We start from the raw sequence: 24,695 nt of genomic DNA on the forward strand, positions 1-24,695 counted from the left end.
TCAGGGTTTCCTTGATTTAGCGCGCCGTCCAGCCGCCGTCGACGGAGATGGTCGTGCCGGTGATTTGCGCGGCGGCGTCCGAGGCCAGGAACACGGCGGTGCCGCCCAGTTGTTCCGGGGTCACGAATTGCAGCGACGGCTGCTTTTCGCTGAGCAGATCGCGGGCCGCGGCTTCCTGGTCCACGCCGTTCTTTTCAGCCAGCGCGGTGATCTGCTTTTCGACGAGCGGGGTGCGCACCCAGCCAGGGCAGATGGCGTTGGCGGTGATGCCCTGCCCGGCCGTTTCCAGCGCCGTGACCTTGGTGAATCCCACGACGCCGTGCTTGGCGGCCACATAGGCCGACTTGCTGGCCGAGGCCACCAGGCCATGCGCGGACGCGATATTGATGATGCGGCCAGAACCCTGCTTCTTCATGTGCGGCAAGGCGGCGGCCGTGCCGTGGAACACGGCGGACAGATTCAGCGCCAGGATGGCGTCCCACTTTTCGGCCGGAAAGTCTTCGATCAACGCGGTGTGCTGGATGCCGGCGTTATTGACCAGGATGTCGATGCGGCCGAGCTGGCGCACCGTGTTCTCGACCAGTTCGCGCACGGCCGAGCCCTTGGAAAGATCCGCCCCGTCGTAGATGACCTTCACACCATGCTTGGCGGCAAGTTCCGCGCGCAGCTTTTCGATTTCAGCCGCATCGCCAAAACCGTTCAGGACGATATCAGCGCCCTGCTGGGCGAAGGCCGTGGCGATACCCAGGCCGATGCCGCTGGTGGAACCGGTGACAAGCGCTACTTTTCCTTTGAGCATGAGCTTTCTCCTGTGAGCTGGCGTGGGGAAAACGAAACGGGCTTCAAGTGTAGCTGCCCGGCAAGGCGCCAATCATGCCATGCCCTTACCCGCTGCGGGGTCAAGCAACGGGGGGCTTGTCCGCTGGGGAGGACGCCGCGGCGTCGGCAGCCGGCGGCGAGTCCGTGACCGGTAAGGCGTCTGTCACAGGCAGGCCCGCCATGCCGCCGTATTTTTCCGGCACGCGTTCCAGCACCTTGATCAGTACCGGCACGACGCCCATCGACACCGCGACGATCACCGACAGCACGTCGCGCTGCTCAAGGTTCACCAGATGGTTGTCCCACGCTTCGTTGAAGATGGCAAAGCTGAACTCGCCGCCCTGGGCCAGCACCAGCGCAAACAGCAGCCGGTGGTAACGGGGCAGCCCAAGGAAGCGCGCGAATCCATAAAGGATGACGGCCTTGACCGCCAGCAGCGCCGCCACGCCCGCGCAAATGAACATCCAATGATTGGCCACAACCTTCAGGTTGATGGACATGCCGATGGCCACGAAGAACAGGCCCAGCAGCAAGCCCTTGAACGGGTCGATCGCCTTTTCCAGTTCGTGCCGGTAGCGCGATTCGGCCATCAGCACGCCCACCAGGAAACCGCCCAGGCCGGCCGACAGGCCTGCGTAGTCGAACAACTGGGCCGCGCCCACCACCATCAGCAGCGCCGCAGCGGTAAAGAGTTCGTTCAATTCCGCCTTGGCCGCCCAGCCCAGAAGACGCAGCCGGTAGGCCAGCGCCACGACCGCCACGGCCACCAGCGCTTCCTTGAAGGACGGCGCGGATGTCCCGTCCGCCCCCAGCAAGCCGGCGGCGACCAGCATCGGAATCGCGGCCATGTCCTGGAACAGCAGCACGCCCAGCGCAGAGCGCCCCAGCGGCGTGCGGGTCAACTGGCGCTCGTCCAGGAGCCGCAGCGCCACCGCCGTGGACGACAACGCGAGCGACAGGCCGCACAGCACCGCCGCCTGCCACTCCATGCCCGCCAGGTGCCGCAGCGCCGCGCCGAACACCACCCCCAGCAACAGGCCGCAGACCAGCATCTGCAGGGTGCCCAGGATGAAGACTTCGTTGCGCATCGCCCACAGGCGCTTGGGCGACAGTTCCAATCCGATGATGAACAGCATCATCACGACGCCCCACTGCGAGACGCCGATCATCGTGTCCACGTTCGTGACCAGTTTCAAACACGACGGACCGACCAGCACGCCGGCAATCAGGTAGCCGGGAATGGCGCCCAAACCCAGCCTTTGCGTGACAGGCACGCAAAGCACAGCCGCGAGCAGAAGGATGAGAATGAGGTCCATGGGATGGGCAGAGGGCGGAATGGGGTGAATTCTGGCCAAAGATTGCGCCGACTGAAAGCCGGATGAAACCCGCTGTGGTCCTTTTACCCGTTCTTTTTTCCGCCCCTTTACACAAAAGAAAAAAATCCTGTAGAATTGCGGGCTTCGCTGCTCCGACAACGAAGGTCCTTCCGACCAGGGATCTTTAGTGAATGAAAAACTTCACCGCTGCGGAACCCAGCCACGGAGAGGTGGCAGAGTGGTCGAATGTACCTGACTCGAAATCAGGCGTACGGTATCCCCGTACCGTGGGTTCGAATCCCACCCTCTCCGCCAGTATTCAAGCGTCTGGATAATATCTAAGCGCTTTGCAAAGGCCCCGCAAGGGGCCTTTTGCTTTTGGGCTGGCCATAGAGATAACGCAAACCAAAGCCGGCCTAGCCCGAGCCTGCTTAGCCCAAGCCCTCGCCCCATCCCTTCGCCGAACTGCAACCGATTGCAGCAACTGCGTGCGGCCAACGGAGCACCGCGTCCTGAGGCTCATGTCAAAATGTGACCCGCTCGCATTCCGTGCCTCTTCTCATGCGTTCGCGCGCAGATAAAAAGCCCCCATCGACAGCCATAAAAAAGACGGACAGATGAAAACGAAAGCTGCGGTTGTTCTTGCGTCGTTCTTAATGGTGGGTTGTGCCACCAGTGGCGGCTTTGGGCAATTCCTGCAGGAGACGACCGTGGGCGCGCTCACAGGGAGCAGCCCGCCCCGGCGGGCGTGGGCGTCGCAGGAAGAGATAAGCAGAATGGCGGACTTGGCATGGCCAATCTACCTTGAGGGGTCCTCAATCATGGCGGCGTGTGATGACGCGCGGAGCCAGATGGGGATGGGGTTAAAGTTCGGCAGCAAAGAGCGCGATCTTCAGCAGTGCACCGAGAATCTGGCGATCAGGCTCAGCAAGCAAGCCGAAAAAGAGCGCATCGCGTTGATCCGCGAGAACAAGGCAGAAATCCTGACGATAAGCGAAGCGGCGACAATCTACGACGCGGCCAACGGCCAAGACCTGGCGTATAGCCCCATGCTTCAGCCTGACAATCGCAAATACACGTTCTCAGGTTTTATCGACCAGGGAGAGGGGTTGCACCCGGATCGCTTCCTGATGCGCTCGTCGAATTATCGAGACCATGCATACGCATACGTGGAAATCGACACCCGAAGCACAAAAATGCCTCCGACCGCGCGCGCTGACTCCGAACTGTTTATCGTGGGCAACTACGTAGGGAACATGCCGTACACCACCATCAGAAAGACGGGGCGTGTGATGCCCGTTTTCAAGGCAGTTTTCGTCAAAGTCGTGGATTAATCGCGCTCGCGGCATGAATCAGGCACCCTCCCGCAGAACAAAAAAGTAGCCCCGAGACGATCGGGGCTATTTTTTCCAGCGTCATTCGCGCCGTTGCCGCACGCTCAATAAGCAGCCAGCCGCAGCGATGCCTGCGCCCCGCCGGCCTGAACGGACGACACCGCCTCGACCGCCAGCACCCGCTCCCCGCCGCCAGGCAACCGGAACGCGCTCACCGCCCGCGTCAGATCCGCCGACTGATCCTGCATGGAACCCGCCGCCGCGGCGGCCTCTTCCACCAGCGCCGCGTTCTGCTGAGTCACTTCGTCCATCTGCGACACGGCGCGGTTGACCTGTTCGATGCCGTCGGCCTGCTCGGCCGAGGCTGCGGCGATTTCGCCCATGATGTCAGTCACGCGCTGCACGGAACTGACGATCTCCTGCATCGTCGCGCCGGCGCGCTCTGCGCTGCCCGAGCCCTGGCCGATCTTCTGGACGGTGTCTTCGATCAGGACCTTGATCTCCTTGGCGGCCTGGGCGCTGCGCTGCGCCAGCGTCCGCACCTCGGCGGCCACGACGGCGAAGCCCTTGCCCTGCTCGCCGGCGCGCGCGGCTTCCACGGCGGCGTTCAGCGCCAGGATGTTGGTCTGGAATGCGATGCCGTCGATCACCGACACGATGTCCGAGATCTTCACCGAGCTGGCGGAGATGGCCGTCATGGTGCTCACGACCTCCGACACGGTGGCGCCGCCGCGCGACGCCGTTTCCGAGGCGGCTGCGGCAAGCTGGTTGGCCTGCTTGGCGCTGTCGGCGTTCTGCTTCACGGTGGACGACAACTGCTCCATCGACGCGGCGGTTTCCTCCAGCGAGGCCGCCTGCTGCTCGGTGCGCGAGGACAGGTCGGTGTTGCCCGCCGCGATCTCGCCGGAGGCGGACGCAATACTGTCCACGCCGGTGCGGATCCGGGCGACGGTGCTGACCAGGTTGGCGTTCATGGATTCCAGCGCCGCCATCAACTGGCCGATCTCGTCGCGTGACCGCACGACGATGGTGCTGGTCAGGTCGTTCGCGGCAACCGTGCGCGCGACGCGCACGGCGTCGGACAGCGGACGGGTGATGCTGCGCGTCAGCAGCACGGACATCAAGAGGCCGCACACCACCGCGATAGAACCGATCACGATCATCCACAGGTTCGCGGTGCCGTAGGAGGCTTCGATGTCCGTGGCCCGCGCGTCGATATCGGCGCGCTGCAGTTCAGACAGGCGATTGATGTTGTCGATGAACTGGCGCGTCGCGGGCACGAACTCCTGCGTGAAGATCTTGTTGGCGGCGTCCACGTTGCCTTCCTGCTTGGCCTTGAAGATGCCATCGCGGGTGCGCAGGTAATCTGCACGCGCCTTGCTGATCCCCTGCCACAGCGCCTTTTCCTCGTCGCTTTCGATCAGCGGCTCGATCTTCTGCTGCAAGGCCGACGAGTTGCGGGTCGACGCTGCGGCTTCCTCGGTGAAGAAGCCTGCCAGGCTGGCGTCGGCGCTCTTGGCGATCGCGGTGGTCCGGGTGACGCCGGACTGGATGTTGCGCGCCCAATCGTTGATCAGACGTTCCTTCGTGAGGGAACGCTGCGTCAGCGTTTCGACCGAGTCGTTGATGTTGGCCAAGCTGACGAGCCCGACGATGCACATGACCATGATCATGGCCAGCAAGATGGCGAAACCACCCGCAAGGCGGGTTCCAAGCTTCATGTTTTTCATACTGCCTCCGGCGACTTCCAGGGCAAGTGTGAATGCGTGCTCGGGCGGATGCCTCGGCGGCGGGATTGCGCCGCCGCCAATTCAAGCCAGATGCTCGCAAGCCCCTGGTTATCCGCCCCCAATTATGGTGTCCGTTGTGTCTGAAATTGCCGGCGGAGAGGTCGGTTTGCCGAGGGTTCTCGCGACGGTCGAACGGATGCTAGCAGTCCGGATTTCGGCGGCATCCGGGGAAATGAAGGCGTTATTGACGCAACCTCTTCGCATTGCGTGAAAGGCGACGGCAGCGTTGTAAAAAAGCCGCTACCGCTGACAGAAATGACCGCCAAAATCCGGGCAAAAAAAACGGCCCGAAGGCCGTGGCAGTCAGGTCGGCGACGTCGGCCGCGCCAACTGAAACGTGTCCGTACTGCGGGCATACCAGCCGCCGCCGTGCATGCGGGCAATCAAGCCAAGCGCCGGCGTGTCCACATGCCCGCGTTCGGCGTCGCGCACATAGGCGTCGTCGACATGCGCGCCCAGCACGCGCCCGATAACCACAATCTGCCGCGGACCGGTCACGACCGTTGCCTGGCTGACACACTCCAGCGACACCGGACTGCCCTGAATGCGCGGCGGACGCACATGGGTGGCAGGCAGCGCGGTCAGACCGGCCGCGGCCATCTCGTTCACGTCGGCGGGGTAGTCGGCGCAGGTCTGGTTCATTTCGCGGACGAGGGATTCCGGCACCAGATTCACCACGAACTCGCCGTTCTCGATGATGTTGGCGCCGGTGTCCTTGAACTCCCCGCCGGCATGGCGCATCAGGCCGATCGCGACCGTCGGCGGCTGATGCCCCATCACGTTGAAGAAACTGAACGGCGCGGCGTTGACGACGCCTTTTCCCGACACGGTGGTGACCCAGGCGATCGGGCGCGGCGTGACGGTCGAGGTGAGGATGTTGTAGACCGTCTGCGCCGGCAAGGCGTTGAAATCAAAATGCATCGATCAGACCTCCTGCTGCCCGGCGGCGGCGCCCGTGGCCGAGACGGCGCGCTTTTCGCGGGTGTCCACCTGAAGCTGGAAGACGTCGGGACGGGCATAGTGCCCGGCCACGTCGAAGTCGTACTTGCCGCGAAGGATCTGGTTGGGTTCGATGTCGGCGTACAGGATGGTCTCGTCCGAGAAATCCGGGCCGGCCAGCACCTCGCCCAGCGGACCGATGATGGCGCTGCCGCCACGCATCAGGACCGTGTCCGGCGCGTCGCCCAGCGCGCATTCGAAGTCGTCGGGGTAGGCGCTGCGGCGCAGATGCTGGCACGCCGTCAGCACGTAGCAGCGCCCTTCCAGCGCAATGTGGCGCATGCTGGGCACCCAGGTGTCCCGGTCGTCCGCGGTGGGTGTGCAGTACAGGGCCACGCCCTGGCTGTACATGTACATGCGCAGCATGGGCATGTAGTTTTCCCAGCAGATCACCGCCCCGATCTTGCCGTAGGGCGTGTCGATGACGGGCATCGTGGAACCGTCGCCAAAGCCCCAGATCAGGCGTTCGCCGGCGGTCGGCATCAGCTTGCGATGCTTGCCCGCCAAGCCGGCCTGGCCGTTGAAGTACAGCACGGTGCAGTACAGCGTGCCGCCGTCGGCTTCGATGCAGCCCATGACCACGAAGCTGTCGGTGTCGGCCGCTGCCTGCGCCACCAGCGCGACCTCTTCACCGTCCAGGCGGATGGCCTGCTGATGGTAGGCGGCAAAAGCGTCGCGGCCCTCGGGCTTGCGCATCCCGATGGGCGCGCCGAAGGAATTGCCCTTGGGATATCCCCCCAGGAAGGCCTCCGGAAACACCTGCACGCGGGCGCCCTGCTCGGCCGCCTGCCGGATCAGCGCGGCGGCCTTCTGGGCGCACGCCACGCTGTCGGTGGGAATGGACGCCGCCTGGATGACGGCGGCCTTGAAGGTCTTTTGCATGGACATATCTATGCTCGCTTCCTTTTTGTCTCGTTATTGTCAGTGGGCCGGATCTTCGTCGATGGCCTTCGCACGCGTGTTGGGCAGCAGCAAGCTGCCAATCACGCCCACGACCACCATCACCGCCACCGGATACATCAAGCCGCCGAAGATATTGCCGCTGGCCTGCGCCAGGTACGTGGCGGTAAAGGGCACGATACCGCCAAAAATGCCCGCGCCGATGTGATACGGGAACGACAGCGCCGTGTAGCGGATGCGCGCCGGGAACAATTCAACCAGATAGGACGCGACCGGGCCATAAACCATCGCGACGACGGCGGTCATCAACACCAGGATCAGGATGATGGTGGCGCGGTCGATGCGCGCGGGGTCCGCCTTCTCCGGATAGCCGGCCGCCGTCAGCGCCTTGGCATAGGCCGCGCGGTCAAAGCCGTTGACGGTGACACCGCCCACGCTCATCGCGATCTCCTGCCCCGGGATCGGCGCGGCATATTCAAAGTTGATGCCCTTGCCGACCAGGAATTTCTTGGCCTGCACGCACACCTTCTTGTGGTCGGCATGGCTGCCGATCATGGCAGCCTGCAGCCCGAAGTCGCAGGCGCCGCCGCTGGTGTCCGCATGCACGCTGACCGGGGTCGTCTGCATCGCCTGCGCCAGCGCCGGGTTGCCGGCATTGAGCAGCACGTTGAACATCGCGTGGTAGCCCACGGCGCCAATGAACAGGCCGGCCATCATGATCCACTTGCGGCCCACCTTGTCCGACAGCCAGCCGAACAGCACGAAGGTCGGCGCACCGATGATGAAGCCGATCAGGATCAGCCGGTAGACGGTGGTCTGGTCAAGCTGCACGGCCTGCTGCAGGAAGATCATCACGTAGAACTGGCCGGTGAAATACGTGGCGCCCTGGCCGGCGGTAACGCCGATCAGCGCCAGCAGCACGAGGCGCAGGCTGGGCCATTGGCCGAACGTTTCCTTGACGGGATTCTTCGACAGACGGTTCTGCTGCTTCATGCGCGTGAAGACCGGCGATTCGTGCAGCTTGGCGCGCACGTAGATCGAAATGGCCAGCATCACAATGGACAGAATGAACGGCAGACGCCAGCCCCACTGGCGGAAGTCCTCGGCGCTCATCGAGGCCTGGACGAGCAGGATGACGACCAGCGACAGGATCAGGCCGGCCGACGAGGTGATCTGGATCCACCCGGTCAGCAGGCCCCGGCGGCGGGGTTCGCAGTGTTCGGCAACGTAGATCACCGCACCGCCGTATTCCCCGCCCACCGCCAGGCCCTGCACGATGCGCAGCGTCAGCAGCAGGATCCACGACAGGTGGCCCGCCGTCTCGTAGGTGGGCAGGCAGCCGATCAGCACCGTCGCGCCGCCCATCATGACGACGGTGATCAGAAAGGTGTACTTGCGGCCCAGCTTGTCGCCCAGGTAGCCGAACATCACCGCGCCCAGCGGCCGGATGATGAAGCCCACGGCCAGCGCGCCCAGGGCAGCCAGCAGCGCGACGGTGGGGTTGTCCTGCGGAAACAGGACCTGGCTCATGAAGACGGCCAGCGTTCCGTAGATGAAAAAGTCGTACCACTCGAATAGCGTGCCCAGCGTCGAGGCGACCACGACCTGGCGTTCTTCCTTGCGGCTCAGCGTCGGCCCGGCGTCGAGCCTGGGCATTGCGACATTTGCTTCCATGCTTGCTTTCCCCTGTCGTTTTAGATTGATACTGCTGTACGCATTAACTATTATCAAAGCTAAGCCCGGGCGGGAAAAAGCTAGGGGAAACCCGGCGCGGGCCGGAAAACGGCAGAAAGGCCGCTGCTACACTGCCGCCACGCACACTGTGGAGGCAGCAATGGCAAGGCCCGCCGGCAAGATTGAGAAGAATTCGGAACAGGCGCCGGCCACGGCGCGCAGGGGCATTCAGTCGATCGAGGTCGGGTTCCGGATCCTGGACGTCATCCGCAAGACCGGCCGTCCGATGCCGTTGAAGGAAATCGCGGACGCCTGTGCGCTCACGGTTCCCAACGTCCACTATTACCTGGTGAGTTTCCAGAAAGTCGGCGTGGTGCAGCAGCACGCCGACACCGGCCATTACGGGCTGGGTCCGTATGCGTTGCGGATGGGGCTGGCCGCCCTGGAGCAATTCGACGTGTTCACGACGGCTCGTCCCATCATGGCCGAGGTGGCCGCAGCGACGGGTCACACGGTGTTTTTGGGCGTGTGGGGCAACAAGGGCCCGACGATCGTCTACCGCGTCGAAGGCAGCCGCAGCCGGCCGCTGCTGGAATTGCGCGTGGGCACGGTGATGCCGTTGCTGTCATCCGCCCTGGGCCGCAATTTCCTGGCGCACCTGCCCGATGCGCTGACCCGCGAGCTGCTGGAACAGGAAATGGCCTCGCCGACGCCCGAAAGCCACGGCGGCACGGCCGGCAACACCTACACGATGGCGGACGTGCAGGCCATCCGCGACGAAGTGCAGAAACACCACATCAGCCGCTGCCGCCACGCGCTGCTGCCGCACTTCACATCGCTGTCGGCGCCCATCTTCGACATGCTGGGCGAAATGAAGGCGGCCATCACGCTGATGGGGCCGGTGGGCGCGGTGGACGACGACCTGGAATCCGACACGGCGCGCTTGCTCAGCGAAAAAGCCCGCTCGATCTCGGCGACGGCGGGCTGGGTGGATCCCAACTAATCACGCGGTGTCTGACACCCGAGCAAGATTGTCGTCAAGTGTCGGATCCGCGCCACCGGGTGTCAGACACCGCCCATATTTGGCACGCGGTGTCTGACACCCGAGCAAGACCGTCGTCAAGTATCGGATCCGCGCCACCGGGTGTCAGACACCGCCCATATTTGGCACGCGGTGTCTGACACCCGAGCAAGACCGTCATCAAGTGTCGGATCCGCGCCACCGGGTGTCAGACACCATCTGATTCACGCGGTGTCTGACACCCGAGCAAGATTGTCATCAAGTGTCGGATCCGCGCCACCGGGTGTCAGACACCGCCCGTATTTAGCTTTATCCCTCCGCCACGATCTTCGCGTCCTGGATCGTCTTGGCGTACTTCTGCTGTTCGCTCTTCATGAACTCGGCAAATCGCTGCACGCCCCCGCCGCCGTCTTCCGCGCCCACCTGCGCCAGCTTTTCCTGCACGTCGGGCATCGCCAGCACCTGGTCGATATCCCGATTCATGCGCTGGACCATGGCGGCGGGCATTCCGCCCGGCCCGACCATTCCGAACCAGATGCTGGCCTCGAAGCCCGGATAGCCCTGCTCCGCGACCGTCGGCACATTGGGCTGGCTCTTGGAGCGCTTTTGCAGCGTCTGCGCCAGCGCGATGACCTTGCCGGACTGGATCAGCGGCGTGGCCGTCGTCATGCCCTCGAAGCAATATTGCACATGGCCGCCCAGCAGGTCGTTCATGAGCGGCGCCGAGCCCTTGTACGGCACGTGCAGCACGTCGATGCCCGCGCGCGCCTTGAAGATTTCCAGCGCCAGGTGCTGGGCCGAACCGCTGCCCGCCGACCCGAACACGATCTTGCCGGGCTGCGCGCGGCACAGCTGGACGAGTTCGGGCAACGTCTTGGCCGGCTGGCTGGCGCCGCCGATCAGGATGGTGGGCGTCTTGCCGACCAGCGCGATGGGCGTGAAGTCCTTGTCCACCGAATACGCAAGCTTGGGCTGCAAGCCCGGCGCGATGCCGTGGCTGTTCACGTGCGCCATCAGCAGCGTATTGCCGTCGCCGGGCTGGCGCGCGACCTGCTCGGCCGCAATGATGCCCGCCGCACCCGCGCGGTTTTCGACGATCACGGGCATGTTCCACAGCACGCCGAGTTTCTGTCCCAGCAGCCGGGCCAGCACGTCCGTGCCGCCGCCCGCGGGAAACCCCACCACGATCTTCACCGGCCCGGACGGCATGTCCTGCGCCCGCGCCGCCGACGGCAGCACAAGGGCCGCCCCGAGCGCCGCGGCGCCGGTCATGAATTGCCTACGTTGCATTGTTGTCTCCTCGCGCGCCGGTCCAAAGGCCGGCAACTGGTTATGTGGAACTGCCTGCCTCTGTTGCATCCGGCCATCTGACGCGGCCTCGATGCGGACCTTCGGTACTACGCCTGCATGAACCGGCGCCGCTGCCGCATGTGCACGGCACGCGACCTTTGCGCGCGGCGCCGGGCGACGGGCCTAGCGGGCGACGCGCGTCCACTTGCCGAAGCGTTCAACCATGCGCTCGTCAAAGCCGAACCCCAGCCCCGGCTCCTGATGCAGGATCACGCGGCCCTGCTTGTGGGTCAGTTGGCGGTCGACCAGCTTGCGGAAGTTCAGAACCTGGTCATCCCAGAAGAACTCGACATAGCGCGCATTGGGCGTGGCCGCGACCAGCGGCGCATGCACGTCGTGGAACCAGTGCGGGCACACGACCACGCCGTAGCTGGCGGCCGTGGCGGCGATGCGCTTCCACTCGGTGATGCCGCCGCACACGGCCGCGTCCGTCTGCAGGATGCCCGCCGCACCCTTGTCCAGCAGTTCCTTGTGATACCAGCGGCCGTAGCCGATCTCGGCGGTGGCAATCGGCAGGTGGGTCAGGCGCGCCAGTTTGGCGTGGCTGTCGATGTCGTCCGGACTGAACGGTTCTTCGATGAAGTACGGCTCGTATTGTTCGAAGCGGCGGATGTACTGCATGGCCTGCGTGACGTCCTGCCAGGCGTTATTGCAGTCCATCATCAGCTCGACGTCCGGGCCCACGGCTTCGCGCGCGGCCTTCAGGCGTGCTTCTTCCTCGCGCGGCGACAGGCGGCCTGTCTTCATCTTGACCGCGCCAAACCCCTTGGCCACGTAGCTGGCCATTTCCTCGCCCAGATGCTGCGGGGTCTTGCCATCGAGGTAATAGCCGCCGCTGGCGTAGGCCGGCACGGATTCCAGTTCGACCGCGCCCAGGAACTTGTGCAGCGGCAGGCCCGCGGTCTTGGCGTTCAGGTCCCACAGCGCGATGTCCAGCGCGCTCAACGCGCGCATCACCGTGCCTTGGCGGCCCTGCAGCAGCGCTTCCTGATACATGGACTGCCACAGCCCTTCGACCGCGTGCGAGTCCTTGCCGAGCAGCACGGGGCCCAAGAGGGTTTGGACGGCGGCCTCGAAGATCGCGCCGCCGGCGCTGCCGACGTAGCAGAAGCCGATGCCCTCGACGCCATCGGTGGAACGCACCTTGACCAGGCCGTAGTGGCGGGTGGACACGGTGCGGTTGGAAAACGAGGTGACTTTATCCAGAGGCACCGCCGCGGCGCATACGTCTATGGATTCAATGATGGGCACGGGTGGCTCCTTCGTAGCAGTGAAAGACCCTATTCTTCCCGCCCCCAAAGAAAACAACAATTATCTTCATGCATCTTTAGAATATGGAAAAACCATTTTCCGAGTAGAGCTCACCGCTTTGGATTCGCGCTTTCTACAAACATATGTGCATGTGGTGGAACTCGGTTCCATCGCCCAGGCTGCCCGGCATCAGGGGCTGACACCGGCCACGGTGCAGCAGCGGCTGCGCGCGCTGGAAGCGGACGTGGGCAGCGCACTGATTGCGCGCTCGGGCCGCACCGTCAAGCCCACCCCCGCCGGCGTGCGCATCCTGGAACGCGCGCGCGCCATCCTGCGCGACGTGCGCGACCTGCGCTCGGCCGCCTCGGACACGGACCTGCCAGCGGGCCCATTGCGGCTGGGCGCAACGCCCACCGCCCTGACCGGCATCATGCCGCCGGTGCTCCGCACCTGGGTGGCGCGGCACCCAGGCATCGAGATCTATATAGAACCCGCGCCAACCACGCTGCTGTACAGCAAAGTGCTGTCCGGCGAACTGGACGGCGCGCTGCTGGTGCATCCGCTGTTTCCCATTCCCAAGACCTGCGCGTGGCGCGACCTGCGGCACGAACCCCTGGTGCTGGTCACACCGGCCGACATGAAGGTCGACGACCCCTTGGCCGTTATCGCCCAGGAACCGTACATCTGCTACGACCGCAGCGTGGTGGGCGGCAAGATGGCGGACGACTACCTGCGCGCGCGCAGCCTGCGTCCGCGCGTCCGCTTTGAACTGGACGGCATCGAATCCATTGCCAAACTGGTCGCCGAAGGATTGGGCGTCGCGCTGCTGCCCGATTGGGCCAGCACGGGCACGCCGCCCGCGCACGTCAAACGCTGGCCGCTGCCCGAGCCTTGTCCGGTCAGAACCGTGGGCGCGATCTGGCTGCGGTCAGGCGTGCGATCGGAATTGATGCGGGCCTTCGTGGAATTGGCCGAGTCGCAACTCGGCCTGGGTGCCGCGGCCGTGCCGCGCGCCCGCTAGGCGATGGCGTCTTCGCCGTTGCGCGCCACGACCACGCCGCTGGACACCACCAGGCGCCGGGGCGTGCGCTGCACCACGGCTTGGGCGACACAGCTCGCATCGGCCAGCACCAGGTCGGCGCGCGCGCCCGGGACCAGACCGTAATCCGCAAACCCGCACGCACGGGCGGCGGCGCGGGTCACGCATTCAAACGCCCACTCGATCTCGTCGTCGCGGCGCAGATCGTTGCGCAGCCCGATCAGCGCGGCGCGTTCCAGCATGTCGGGACTGCCGTACGGCGTCCAGGTGTCCCGGATGCCGTCGTTGCCGCCAAACAGCGTCACGGCTGCCTCGCGGCAGGCGCGCACCGCAGGCACCGGCCGCGACGCCGGCGCGGTGGTCAACAGGGCCACGTCAAGCAACGCCAGCCGCCGGAGCAACCCGTTCAGACGCGCGGCGTCGAGGGCGCCCAGACAGAAGGCGTGGCTGATCACGACCTTGCCTTTCATGTCCAGCGCCTGCACCCGATCAAGGATCAATTCGAGCGTGAAGGCGCCCAGTTCGCCGGGCTCGTGCAGATGAATGTCCAGGGGCTTGCCATGCTTGTCGGCCAGGCCGAACAGCACATCCAGGGATGTCACGGGATCGCGGTCGATGGCGGACGGATCCAGCCCGCCCAGCACGTCTGCCCCGCCGGCAAGTGCCTGGTCCAGCAGCTCGGCCGTGCCGGCACGCGCCAACAGGCCCGACTGCGGAAAGGCCACCGTCTGGATTTCGACGCGGCCGGCCAGCGCCTGCCGCGTGGCATGCACGCCTTCCAGGTGTTTCAACCCGGCGTCGGTGTCGACGTCGACATGGGTGCGGATCCGCGTCGTGCCGGCACGCAGGAATGCGAGGGCCAATGCGTGCGCGTGGCTGGCGGCGTCGTGTCCGGTGGCGGCGCGCCAGTTGCGTTCGTTGTCGATGCGATCGGTCAGGGACGGTCCGACCTGGTTCACGTACCAGGCGGAACCCCAGGTCGTCTTGTCCAGATGGGTATGGCCCTCGATGAGGGCGGGCAGCAGCAAGGCGCCGCCGCCGTCTTCGACGGCTATGCCGGGATCGGCATCGAGCCCCGGTCCGATCCGCAGGATGCGGCCGCCGCGCACCAGAACGTCAACGCCCTCGCCTTTTGCCGTGCGAACGTTCTTGAGGAGCAGATCCGCCATCTCAGACTTGAGGCGGCTCGATCCAGAAGAAGCGCTCGCCTTGCCGGACCATGTCGGCGACGCCTTCGGCGCCGATGCGATAGTCCGTGCCCATGAGCGTGGCGCCGCCGTCTTCATGAATATGGATGACGGCCAGCGGGTCGTTGGCCATGGTGTACCAGTAGTAACCGGGCTTGAGATTGTGGAGGTCGGTAGTCATGCGTCGAGTATACAAATAACGCCTCGCCGTTTTCAAAAAGACAACAGAAATGAAGCGCCCTCCTGACAGGTAAGTCGTGACACGTCATACTCCGGACAGAGATTGAGTACGTTTCGAGCAGGTGGCACGTGCCGGCCCCGGCCGTAACAGCAATAAGCGCGCAAGCGTTCATCGCGAGGGATACAGCTAGCACATGAAACGGCAGTTACTTCAATTCAGCGGACCGCTCAAGCAAGCCATTCTGGATGGAGCCAAGGTGCAGAGCCGGCGCATCCTCAAGCCGCAGCCGTCCAAGTTCACCACGGTCTGGTATGCGGACGCTGCGGATTCCGGAAGATGGGTGGCCATGGGACCGTCACCCGATAACCCTTCCGAATTGCGCAAGACCTCGAGCTGGGTCAGATGCCCGTATGGCAAATCGGGCGAGACCATCATCCTGGCTGATGAAGCGGGCGCGCCTTTTGCAAGCGCCGTCGTCGTGGGCGTACGCATCCAACGGCTACAGAGCCTGACCGAGGCCGACGCGCGCGCCGAAGGCACGCAATCGCTTTATCAGAGTTCTGCGCTATTGCCGGGCGTGCCTCTGCAAACGGCGTTCGCGCTGATGTGGTGCGAACGGTATGGCTCTCATGCGTGGGCGGCCAACCCGTGGGTGTGGGTCGTGGAATACCGCCAGACCACCCCTTACAACAAGTCGGACTATTAGGCACCTGGCGTGCCGCAGCAACATTCCTCGCCGCCGGCCTCCAGAGATGGTGTCCAGGTGTAACGGCGGCGTTCGGATTCAGCTGATTCCAGCCTATTTCAATCGACTTCAACACGAAATCCGTCAGAGCGGACGCCCGCTGCCGCAGTGCAGCATATGCGCGAGATTTTAAATGGGGGCAGTTTCGGATTGTCGCCATTGCGGTCGCCATGCTTACGAATAGCTGGCGGAAACCGCCGAAAATGGCGTCAACGAATACTCAACTTTGCTGCGGCTCGCAGCGGGCAGGTGCAAAATGAAAAAATGGCTTATTGCAGGTCTCGGCGCCGCGGGCTTGATGATCTCGAGCGTAGCCCTGGCGCGCGTGGACGTCGGCATCTCCATCGGCGTGCCTGGCGTCGTCTACCCCGCGCCCGTCTATGTGGCCCCGGCGCCCGTCTACGTGGCCCCGCCCCCGCCGGTGTATTACCGTCCGCCGCCTGTGTATGTGGCGCCGCCGGTGGTTTACCCGGGGCCGGTGTATTACGGTGGCGGCCGGTATTACGATCGCCGCGAGTGGCGCGGCCCCCGGCACGGCCACGGCTATTACCGCGGCCACGGCCATGGACACGGTCACGGCCGTCACTGATTCCACCTTGCGGCAAAAGCAAAGGCCACTCTAGCGAGTGGCCTTTTATTTCGTCGAGGCAATGTCCGGTGCCCCGCGCGATGCCCTGTCAGGCAGCGGGTGCCTGCACAGGTTTGGCGGCCAGTGAGGCCGGTTGTTGCGATACCGGTTTGGCCTTGTCATCGGCCCAACGCGGCGATTCCTGAACGAGATCAATCCAGCGGCGCGGCGCACTGGACGCCCGCCACCAACCATTATGCGGACGCATGAGCAAACTCCGGTTCACCGTTGAAACGCACACCATTAATGCCCTGGAACAGATGACGGCTTTCCTGTTCTGCTTCGTGCAATTCCGCGAAGGGCGGCTGTCCCGGCACGGTCCAGCATTTTTCCGGTGCGGTACCGCCAACGCGGCGGGTCCATATCTGCACCCGATAGCCCTGTTCGTCTTCCTTTGCCACAGAGCATCTCACACGAAAATCTCCAATCATTCTTGAAGTCATGGACAACTCCTTGTTATATAAGTGAATGACGCGTGTCGAACGCCGGTGTATTGTGCCGTAACTATCCGGCCCTTTTATGCCAAATACACAATTGCTCACATCAAAAATCAAGCACTCACGCGAGCAAGATAGCGTTCCAAAGCGACAGGAATATGTCGGCAATGATAAAAAAAAACGGAGCCCGAAGGCTCCGTCTTTTTATCCGCCATATGGCCGATGGACGCGGGGTGAATATCAGGGTTTGAGTACTGTAATACCGCCCATGTAAGGCTGCAGCGCCTCAGGAATCAGCACGCTGCCGTCGGCCTGTTGGTGGTTTTCAAGCACGGCGACCAGCGCCCGGCCCACGGCCAATCCCGAACCGTTCAGCGTGTGCACATATTCCGGCTTGCCCTGGGCATTGCGGAAACGCGCCTGCATGCGGCGGGCCTGGAAGGTTTCGCAGTTGGACACCGACGAGATCTCGCGCCAGGTGTTTTGCGCCGGCAGCCAGACTTCCAGGTCATAGGTCTTGGCCGAACCGAAGCCCATGTCGCCCGTGCACAGCAGCACGACGCGGTACGGCAGGTTCAGCAATTGCAGCACGCGTTCGGCGTGGCCGACCATTTCCTCGAGAGCCTCGTACGACTGGTCCGGCTGCGTGATCTGCACCATTTCGACCTTGTCGAACTGGTGTTGGCGGATCATGCCGCGGGTGTCGCGGCCGCCGCTGCCAGCTTCAGAGCGGAAGCACGGCGTGTGGGCGGTGAGCTTGAGCGGCAGGTCGGCGGCGGCCTGGATCGCGCCGCTGGCCACGCTGGTCAGCGTGATTTCCGACGTGGAGATCAGGTATTGGTCTTCACGCACGTACGGCTTGCCCTGGTCGTCGACCTTGGGATCGTCGTCGCCGCCCTTGGAGACCGCGAACATGTCGTCCTTGAACTTGGGCAGCTGGCCGGTGCCGTACAGCGTCGACGCGTTGACGATGTAGGGGGTGTAGCACTCGGTATAGCCGTGCGTGCCGGTTTGCAGGTCCAGCATGAACTGGGCCAGCGCGCGGTGCAGGCGGGCGATGGGGCCGCGCATGAACGAAAAGCGCGCGCCCGACAGCTTGGCGGCCATGTCGAAGTCCAGGCCCAGCGGTTCGCCCAGCGCCACGTGGTCGCGCGCCTCGAAGCCCAGCGCGGGCGGGTTGCCGTCGGCGCCGGCTTCGCCGGGCAGCCAGCGGCGGACCTCGACGTTGTCGTCGGCGGACTCGCCCAGCGGCACGCTGGCGTGCGGCAGGTTCGGCACCGACATCAGCAAGTCGTTGAGCGGCTGCTGCAGGGCGGCCAGCTCTTCCTCGAGCTGCTTCAGGCGCTCGGGCACGGCTTGCGATTCCGCCATGACGGCGCTGGCGTCCTCGCCCTTGGCCTTCAGTTGGCCAATCTGCTTGGCCAGCGCATTGCGGCGGGCTTGCAGGGACTCGGTCTCGGTCTGGACGGCCTTGCGGCGAGACTCCAGGTCGTTGAACCGTTCCGTGTCGAAGGCGACGCCGCGGGTCTTGAGGCGGTCTACGACGGTTTGCAGGTCTTTACGCAGCAGTATCGGGTCTAGCATGGTGAGGTCGGTGAGGTTGCAAAAAATGGCGGCGGGGCTTGCCCGTCACCGGTTCTTGGCGCGTTCCTGCGCGTCCAGCTCGCGCAGGAATGCCAGCTTCTGCTGGATTTTAGCCTCCAGGCCGCGATCGGTCGGCCGATAGAAGGAAGGCTTGAGTCCATCAGGGAAATATTGCTCGCCCGCAGCGTAGCCGTGGGGCTCGTCGTGCGCGTAGCGGTAGGCCTTGCCGTGGCCCAGCTGTTTCATCAGTTTGGTCGGCGCGTTGCGCAGGTGGATGGGCACCGGCGCGCTGCCGTGCTCCGCCGCGAACTTGCGCGCCTGGTTGTACGCGTTGTAGACGGCGTTGGACTTGGCGGCGCACGCCATGTAGACCACCGCCTGTGCCAGCGCGAGTTCGCCTTCAGGGGAGCCGAGGCGTTCGTAGATGTCGGCGCCATTCACGGCCAGGTCCGTGGCGCGCGGGTCGGCCAGGCCGATGTCTTCCACCGCCATGCGCACGAGCCGCCGCGACAGGTACTTGGGATCGGCGCCGCCGTCGATCATGCGGCAGAACCAGTAGAGCGCGGCATCCGGGTTGGAGCCGCGCACCGACTTGTGCAGCGCGCTGATCTGGTCGTAGAAGGCGTCGCCGCCCTTGTCGAAGCGCCGCAGGTTCTGCGACAGGGAAATTTCCAGCCAGGCGGCATCCACCGTATCGCGTCCGGCGGACTGTGCCGATTCAGCCACGACTTCCACCGCGCTGATCAGCCGGCGCGCATCGCCATCGGCCCAGGCGGCAAGCTGCTCGCGCGCGTCGGGCTCGATGCGGATGGCCGCGCCATCGTCTTGGCCTTCGTTGAGCGCCTGCACGGCGCGGTCGACCAGCTGCTGCAGCTCTTCGGCCGTCAGCGACTGCAACACGTACACGCGCGCCCGCGACAGCAAGGCGGAATTGACCTCGAACGAGGGATTCTCGGTGGTCGCGCCAATGAACGTGAACAGCCCGCTTTCGACATAGGGCAGGAAGGCATCCTGCTGCGCCTTGTTGAAACGGTGGACCTCGTCGACGAACAGGATCGTGCGGCGCCCTTGGCCTTGCGCGATCTGCGCCACCGTCACGGCGTCGCGAATGTCCTTCACGCCGCCCAGCACGGCCGAGATGGCGATGAACTGCGCATCGAAGCCGTCGGCCATCAGGCGCGCCAGCGTGGTCTTGCCCACGCCCGGCGGCCCCCAGAAGATCATGGAGTGCGGACGGCCGGATTCGAAGGCGACGCGCAGCGGCTTGTCGGGTCCCAGCAGGTGCGACTGGCCGACCACGTCGGCCAGGGTGCGGGGACGCAGGCGTTCGGCCAGGGGAACGTATGGCCGATGCGCAGGATCGGCCGCGAAGAGATCGTTGCTCATTGGCAGCAGATGAAGGAATACAGCAAGGATTTCAAGCCTGCATTACACCATGCCCAGCCCCCTTGCCTGCCTGCCGCCCCGCGAGGCAGCAACGCGCCAAGCCTACGCCAGTTCGGGCGAGCCGAACCGGCGGTTCGCCAGCACGGGCAGGACCTTGCGCGCATGAGCCAGCCGTTCGGGGTCGATATCGGCAAAGACCAGCGCGGACGCTTCGCCGGCCCGCGCCGTGACGACGCCCAGCGGATCCACGACCATGCTGCACCCGATATTGCGTTCGCCGCATTCGCCGGTGGCCGCGACGTAGCAGGTGTTTTCAAGCGCTCGCGCGGTCACCAGGACTTCCCAGTGCATTTCCTTGAGCGGACCGCGCACCCAGGCGGCTGGCAGCACCAGCAGGTCGGCGCCGTCCAGCGCCAGGCGGCGGGCCAGTTCGGGAAAGCGCACGTCGTAGCAGGTCATGAGGCCCACGCGCAGGCCGGCGATATCCAGCAACGGCGGGATGTCGGTGCCGGCGGTGACATTGGTGGATTCCTTCATGGTGAAGGCGTCGTACAGGTGCAGCTTGCGGTACTGCGACAGGATCTGGCCGTCGCGGATCGTGACCAGCGTGTTCCACACCCGGCCCTCGCCCGTCGGCACGTGGACGCACATCATCGTGGCCAGGTCCGAACCGCGGCTGGCCTCGAGCAGTTGGGTGATGAAGGGGCCGTCCAGCGGCTGCGCGGCCTTGAGCACGATCTGCGGATCGGTGATGTCGCGGGCCAGGATGCCCTCGGGCAGGACCAGCAGGCCGGCCCCGCCGGCGCGGGCGCGTTCCATCAGATCGATGCAGACCTGCGCGTTTTCTTCCCATACGCGGCTGACGGCGAACTGGCCCAGGGCGACTTTCAGCATGGCTTTTCCTTTGTCGAAGCACGGGCGCGCCCTGTGGGGGCGCGCAGCAATGGACCTATTTTCCCACCGTCGGCGCGGCCCGGGCTACGGGAAACTCCTAGCTCCCGCTTGTAAATTTCTTTCACGATAATGAAAAAAACCGGATTTGACGTAAATATTTTCCAAAACAGGCCGCTCCCATGACCAACTCCTCCTCCCCCGCAGCGCCGCTGGACGTGAATGGCAAAGGCCTGGGCGCGTTTCCCGAGTCCTGTACCACCGCCGACGTGGCGGCGCTCAACTGGAATCTGCTGAACGAAGACGTGAGCCTGCCCGTGGCCGTGCTGTACGAAGCGCGCGTGCGCCACAACCTGCAGTGGATGCAGCAGTTCATGGAGGCCTATCACGTCAAGCTGGCGCCGCATGGCAAGACGACGATGAGCCCTGCGCTGTTCAAGCGCCAGATCGACAATGGCGCCTGGGGCATCACCCTGGCCACCGCGCCGCAGGTCCTGGCGGCCTACCAGCACGGCGTGCGCCGGGTGCTGATGGCCAACCAGCTCGTAGGCCGCGCCAACATGGCGATCATCGCGCGTCTGCTGCAAGACCCCGCTTTCACATTCTTCTGCATCGTGGACTCCGCCGCCAACGCCGCACAACTGGGCAAGTTCTTCGGCGACGAGGGCAAGGTGCTGCCCGTACTGATCGAACTGGGTCCGGCCGGCGGACGCACCGGCGTGCGCGACGACGCGCAGTTGCAGGCAGTGGCCGACGAGATCGCCCGCTGGCCCGGCCTGGCGCTGGCCGGCATCGAGGTCTACGAAGGCGTGCTGCAGGAAGAAGGCGCCATCCGCGCGTTCCTGCGCCGCGCCACGGATGCGCTGCGCGGCCTGGCCGCCGCCGGCCGTCTGCGCAAGAACGGTCCAGCCATCATCTCAGGCGCCGGTTCGGCCTGGTTCGACGTCGTGGCCGAGGAATTCTCGCAACTGGATATCGGCAGCCCCCTGGAAGTGGTGCTGCGTCCGGGCTGCTACCTGTCGCACGACGTGGGCATCTACCGCACCGCGGCCGAGCGCATCAATGCGCAGAACCCGGTGGCGCGCAAGATGGAGCCTGGCCTGCAGCCCGCCTTGCAGGTCTGGGCCTACGTGCAGTCGCTGCCCGAACCAGGCCGCGCCATCATCGCCCTGGGCAAGCGCGACGCGGCCTTTGACGCGGGCCTGCCCACTCCCGCCCTGCTGTACCGGCCCGGTTCGGTGCAGCCTGGCGCCGCGCCGTCCCACTGGAAGCTGTCCGCCATGATGGATCAGCACGCGTTCATGCAGGTGGGCGACGGCGACGACATCCAGGTCGGCGACATGATCGCCTTCGATATTTCGCATCCCTGCCTGACGTTCGACAAATGGCGTCAGGTACTGCTGGTGAATGAGCACTACGGCGTCACCGGCGTGGCCGAAACCTTCTTCTAGTCCCCCTGCCCGCGGCACCGCGCCAGGCCCGACGGGGACCGCAGCATCCGGGCACCCGGCGCTCATCCGATTTCACGCGACAACCTGTTTCTGTTCCTCTGGAGAGAGAATCATGAACTTCCGTACCTCCCGGCGAGGCGGTGGGCTGAAGAGCCTGCTCGCGGCCGGCGCAATTGGCTTGACCGCTTTGTCGACCCCCGCCCTCTGTGCCACGCCGGTCAAGGGAGGCACGATTTCTGTCGCCACCATCGGCGAGCCGCCGACGCTGGACCCGATGACCAGCACCGCGGACTTGGTGGGCATCCTGACCCAGCATTTCTTCGAGACGCTGTACACCTTTGACGCCAAGTGGAACCTGACGCCGCTCTTGGCCGACAAGATGCCGGAAGTGTCGGCCGACGGCCTGGTCTACACGATTCCGCTGCGCCAGGGCATCACGTTCCATGACGGCTCGAAGATGGATTCGTCCGACGTGCTGGCGTCCCTGAAGCGCTGGACCGAGACCGCCACGCGCGGCAAGATGGCCGCCAAGATCATCAGTGGCATCGAGGCCCCGGACGCCAACACGATCCGCATCACGCTCAAGCAGCCGTACGCGCCGCTGACCGCGCTGCTGGCCATGAACAACAGCGCCGCTGTCGTCATGCCCAAGGGCAAGATTGCGCCGGCCCTGACCGAATTCGTCGGCACCGGCCCCTATCAACTCAAGGCCCGGGTGCCCGACCAGTACGTGCAGCTTGTCCGCTTTGAGGGCTACAAGCAGCGCGAAGGTGAGCCCAACGGCTACGGCGGCGCGCGCAAGCAATACCTGGACGAAATCCGCTTCGTGCCGGTCAGCAATGCCAACACCCGCGTGGAAAGCGCGGTGGCAGGCCAGTTCGACTATGTGGATTCGCTGCCCGTGGAGTCGCTGGCCAAGCTGAAGAACGGCCGCTCGGATCCCGTCATGCTCAAGCCCTTCGGCTGGCCGCGCCTGGTGCTCAACACCAAGCAGGGCATCATGTCGAACCAGGCCGTGCGCCAGGCGGTGCAGCTGGCCCTGAACGAAGAAGACATGCTGTTCGCGGCGTTCGGCGACAAGAACTTCTACAAGCTCAACGGCGACCTGTATCCGGAAGGCTTCCCGTGGGCCACGTCGCTGGGCGGCAAGGTCTACAACAAGGGCGACGCCGCGGCGGCCAAGAAGCTGGTGGACGGCGCCAACGTGCAGGACCGCAAGATCCGCATCCTGACCAGCCAGCAGTACGAGTTCCACTACAAGATGGCGCTGGTCGCCGCCGAATACCTGAAGGCCGCGGGCTTCACGGTGGACATGCAGGTCGTGGACTGGGCCACGCTGACGCAGCGCCGCCAGGATCCGGCCGTGTGGGACATCTTCATTACCCACAGCCCCTTCCTGCCCGAACCCGCGCTGATCGACTTCCCGTCCAAGGACGCGCCGGGCTGGTGGGACACGCCGCGCCGCAATCAGGTGCTGGACGCCTTCAATCAAGCCGGCTCACAGGAAGAGCGCGTCAAGCGCTGGGCCGACGTGCAGCAGGCCGTGTATGACGAGGTGCCGTTCATCAAGGTGGGCGACTTCAACGCGCAAGCCGCGCGCTCGCCCGCGCTGCAAGGCACACAGGCGGTGCCGTGGCCGTACTTCTGGAATGCCTGGAAGGCGCCCAAGTAAGCCCCTGCCAGGCGGGCGGCCGCTGCCGCCCGCCGCCGCGGACCTGCGCGCGCGATTGCTCGCGCCCACGCAATGATTTCTAGGATGTCACCGTGTTGCGTTATCTCTTGAATCGGCTGGTCGGGCTGGTGGCCGTGATGTTCATCGTCGCGACCATCGTGTTCGTGATCATCCGCCTCACGCCCGGCGACCCGGCCGCCGTGATGCTCGGACCGCAGGCCAGCCAGCAGGACATCGCCGCCCTGCGCGCGCAGCTCGGGCTGGACCAGCCTGTGGCGATGCAGTACGTGTCGTGGCTGGGCAAGCTTGTGCAGGGCGATCTGGGCCAGTCCATTTTCATGAACAAGCCGGTGCTGTCGGCGCTGGCCGACCGCGCCGAACCGACTATCCTGCTGACGCTGATGTCGCTGCTGATTGCCAGCGCCATCGCGCTGCCGGTGGGGATTCTGTCGGCGGTCAAGCGCGGCACGACGCTGGACCAGTCGGTGCTTTCGTTTTCGATGTTCACCTCCAGCGTGCCGAGCTTCTGGCTGGGACTGCTGCTGATGCAGGTGTTCTCCGTGAAGCTGGGCTGGCTGCCGGTGGCCGGCTATGGCGGGCCGGACGCCTCGCTCGCCACGCGCCTGTCGCACTTGATCCTGCCTGCGGTCGTGCTGGGACTGGTCAATTCGGCGCTGATTACCCGCTTCATTCGCGCCAGCATGCTGGACGTGCTGCGCGACGACTACGTGCGCACGGCGCGCGCCAAGGGCCTGCCGGAACGCAAGGTCATCCTGAAGCACGCGGTGCGCAACGCGTTGATCCCGATTTTGACGGTGCTGGGCTTGACCACGGCGCTGCTCATCAGCGGCGCGGTTGTGACCGAGACCGTGTTCGGCCTGCCCGGCGTGGGCAGCCTTGTGGTGTCGGCCGTGCTGCGGCGGGATTATCCCGTCATCCAGGGCGCGCTGCTGATCATCGCGGCCATCTACGTGCTGATCAATCTGTTCATCGACCTGCTGTATCTCGTGGTCGACCCCCGCGTGCGTTACTGAGCCATC

At 64.8% G+C, this 24,695-nt stretch carries 22 protein-coding genes and 1 tRNA gene; 9 read left to right on the forward strand and 14 right to left on the reverse strand.

Translation table 11 applies throughout. The features are described from left to right. Positions 1–16 precede the first annotated feature (16 nt). Both ASD71_RS19855 and ASD71_RS19860 read right to left on the reverse strand, forming a co-directional pair. Entirely contained in the window at positions 17–799 is a 783-nt protein-coding gene (locus tag ASD71_RS19855; protein ID WP_056568571.1) for a 3-hydroxybutyrate dehydrogenase, read from the reverse strand. Positions 800–899: 100 nt separating this feature from the next. Further along, positions 900–2,135, reverse strand: a complete 1,236-nt coding sequence (locus ASD71_RS19860; protein WP_056568574.1) for a cation:proton antiporter — start codon at positions 2,133–2,135, stop codon at positions 900–902. Between the two features lie 224 nt (positions 2,136–2,359). Between ASD71_RS19860 and ASD71_RS19865 the strand changes: the two genes are divergently transcribed. Further along, positions 2,360–2,450: transfer RNA gene (locus ASD71_RS19865), tRNA-Ser, on the forward strand. Between the two features lie 302 nt (positions 2,451–2,752). After that, complete coding sequence (locus tag ASD71_RS19870; protein ID WP_156395233.1) at positions 2,753–3,469, forward strand: hypothetical protein; 717 nt, start codon at positions 2,753–2,755, stop codon at positions 3,467–3,469. A gap of 104 nt (positions 3,470–3,573) precedes the next feature. On the opposite strand, the gene ASD71_RS19875 is transcribed toward ASD71_RS19870, so the two are convergent. The 4 genes from ASD71_RS19875 to ASD71_RS19890 form a co-directional block, all read right to left on the reverse strand. Further along, positions 3,574–5,190, reverse strand: coding sequence for a methyl-accepting chemotaxis protein (locus ASD71_RS19875; protein ID WP_304438794.1), 1,617 nt, complete (start codon positions 5,188–5,190; stop codon positions 3,574–3,576). Positions 5,191–5,562: 372 nt separating this feature from the next. Continuing rightward, positions 5,563–6,180 (reverse strand): flavin reductase family protein, encoded by a 618-nt coding sequence (locus tag ASD71_RS19880; protein WP_056568584.1) that lies wholly within the window; start codon positions 6,178–6,180, stop codon positions 5,563–5,565. Between the two features lie 3 nt (positions 6,181–6,183). After that, positions 6,184–7,146 carry a carbon-nitrogen hydrolase family protein gene (locus tag ASD71_RS19885; RefSeq protein WP_056568585.1) on the reverse strand — a complete coding sequence of 321 codons (963 nt, stop codon included), beginning with the start codon at positions 7,144–7,146 and terminating at the stop codon, positions 6,184–6,186. 33 nt (positions 7,147–7,179) lie between these two features. Next, complete coding sequence (locus ASD71_RS19890) at positions 7,180–8,832, reverse strand: MFS transporter (RefSeq protein ID WP_056568588.1); 1,653 nt, start codon at positions 8,830–8,832, stop codon at positions 7,180–7,182. 160 nt (positions 8,833–8,992) lie between these two features. Between ASD71_RS19890 and ASD71_RS19895 the strand changes: the two genes are divergently transcribed. Further along, positions 8,993–9,835: an IclR family transcriptional regulator gene (locus ASD71_RS19895; protein WP_056568591.1), complete on the forward strand. Its 843-nt coding sequence runs from the start codon at positions 8,993–8,995 to the stop codon at positions 9,833–9,835. Between the two features lie 327 nt (positions 9,836–10,162). On the opposite strand, the gene ASD71_RS19900 is transcribed toward ASD71_RS19895, so the two are convergent. Together ASD71_RS19900 and ASD71_RS19905 are read right to left on the reverse strand one after the other, a co-directional pair. Next, the gene (locus ASD71_RS19900) at positions 10,163–11,143 is read right to left on the reverse strand and encodes a tripartite tricarboxylate transporter substrate binding protein (protein WP_056568594.1); all 981 of its coding nucleotides are present in this window, start codon (positions 11,141–11,143) and stop codon (positions 10,163–10,165) included. Positions 11,144–11,326: 183 nt separating this feature from the next. Further along, on the reverse strand, positions 11,327–12,454 hold the full coding sequence (locus ASD71_RS19905) for a mandelate racemase/muconate lactonizing enzyme family protein (protein ID WP_056568597.1): 1,128 nt from the start codon (positions 12,452–12,454) through the stop codon (positions 11,327–11,329). A gap of 118 nt (positions 12,455–12,572) precedes the next feature. On the opposite strand from ASD71_RS19905, the gene ASD71_RS19910 reads away from it, so the two are divergent. Further along, entirely contained in the window at positions 12,573–13,475 is a 903-nt protein-coding gene (locus ASD71_RS19910; protein ID WP_056568600.1) for a LysR family transcriptional regulator, read from the forward strand. Here the strand turns inward: ASD71_RS19910 and ASD71_RS19915 are convergent. Together ASD71_RS19915 and ASD71_RS19920 are read right to left on the reverse strand one after the other, a co-directional pair. Further along, complete coding sequence (locus tag ASD71_RS19915; RefSeq protein WP_056568603.1) at positions 13,472–14,662, reverse strand: amidohydrolase family protein; 1,191 nt, start codon at positions 14,660–14,662, stop codon at positions 13,472–13,474. The genes ASD71_RS19910 and ASD71_RS19915 overlap by 4 nt on opposite strands. Before the next feature lies 1 nt (position 14,663). After that, a complete protein-coding gene (locus ASD71_RS19920; protein ID WP_056568607.1) occupies positions 14,664–14,861 on the reverse strand; it encodes a hypothetical protein in 198 nt (65 codons plus the stop codon). A 193-nt stretch (positions 14,862–15,054) separates the two neighbouring features. On the opposite strand from ASD71_RS19920, the gene ASD71_RS19925 reads away from it, so the two are divergent. Both ASD71_RS19925 and ASD71_RS19930 read left to right on the forward strand, forming a co-directional pair. Continuing rightward, positions 15,055–15,567, forward strand: coding sequence for an ASCH domain-containing protein (locus tag ASD71_RS19925; RefSeq protein WP_056568609.1), 513 nt, complete (start codon positions 15,055–15,057; stop codon positions 15,565–15,567). 295 nt (positions 15,568–15,862) lie between these two features. Continuing rightward, on the forward strand, positions 15,863–16,195 hold the full coding sequence (locus tag ASD71_RS19930; RefSeq protein WP_056568612.1) for a hypothetical protein: 333 nt from the start codon (positions 15,863–15,865) through the stop codon (positions 16,193–16,195). Between the two features lie 233 nt (positions 16,196–16,428). Here ASD71_RS19930 and ASD71_RS19935 read toward each other — a convergent pair whose 3' ends face one another. From ASD71_RS19935 to ASD71_RS19950, 4 genes are all read right to left on the reverse strand, one after another. Next, positions 16,429–16,677, reverse strand: coding sequence for a hypothetical protein (locus ASD71_RS19935; protein ID WP_082578999.1), 249 nt, complete (start codon positions 16,675–16,677; stop codon positions 16,429–16,431). A gap of 234 nt (positions 16,678–16,911) precedes the next feature. After that, the gene (gene serS, locus ASD71_RS19940; protein WP_056568618.1) at positions 16,912–18,255 is read right to left on the reverse strand and encodes a serine--tRNA ligase; all 1,344 of its coding nucleotides are present in this window, start codon (positions 18,253–18,255) and stop codon (positions 16,912–16,914) included. A gap of 45 nt (positions 18,256–18,300) precedes the next feature. Next, complete coding sequence (locus ASD71_RS19945) at positions 18,301–19,641, reverse strand: replication-associated recombination protein A (RefSeq protein WP_056568621.1); 1,341 nt, start codon at positions 19,639–19,641, stop codon at positions 18,301–18,303. A 102-nt stretch (positions 19,642–19,743) separates the two neighbouring features. Next, on the reverse strand, positions 19,744–20,535 hold the full coding sequence (locus ASD71_RS19950; protein ID WP_082579000.1) for a deaminated glutathione amidase: 792 nt from the start codon (positions 20,533–20,535) through the stop codon (positions 19,744–19,746). A gap of 179 nt (positions 20,536–20,714) precedes the next feature. On the opposite strand from ASD71_RS19950, the gene ASD71_RS19955 reads away from it, so the two are divergent. From ASD71_RS19955 to ASD71_RS19965, 3 genes are all read left to right on the forward strand, one after another. Then, positions 20,715–21,983 (forward strand): amino acid deaminase, encoded by a 1,269-nt coding sequence (locus ASD71_RS19955; protein ID WP_056568623.1) that lies wholly within the window; start codon positions 20,715–20,717, stop codon positions 21,981–21,983. 112 nt (positions 21,984–22,095) lie between these two features. Continuing rightward, positions 22,096–23,655, forward strand: coding sequence for an ABC transporter substrate-binding protein (locus ASD71_RS19960; protein WP_082579001.1), 1,560 nt, complete (start codon positions 22,096–22,098; stop codon positions 23,653–23,655). A gap of 92 nt (positions 23,656–23,747) precedes the next feature. After that, the gene (locus ASD71_RS19965; RefSeq protein ID WP_056568626.1) at positions 23,748–24,689 is read left to right on the forward strand and encodes an ABC transporter permease; all 942 of its coding nucleotides are present in this window, start codon (positions 23,748–23,750) and stop codon (positions 24,687–24,689) included. Positions 24,690–24,695 lie beyond the last annotated feature (6 nt).

It is taken from the genome of Achromobacter sp. Root565 (assembly GCF_001427425.1).
Classification (GTDB): Bacteria; Pseudomonadota; Gammaproteobacteria; order Burkholderiales; family Burkholderiaceae_B; genus Achromobacter; species Achromobacter spanius_D.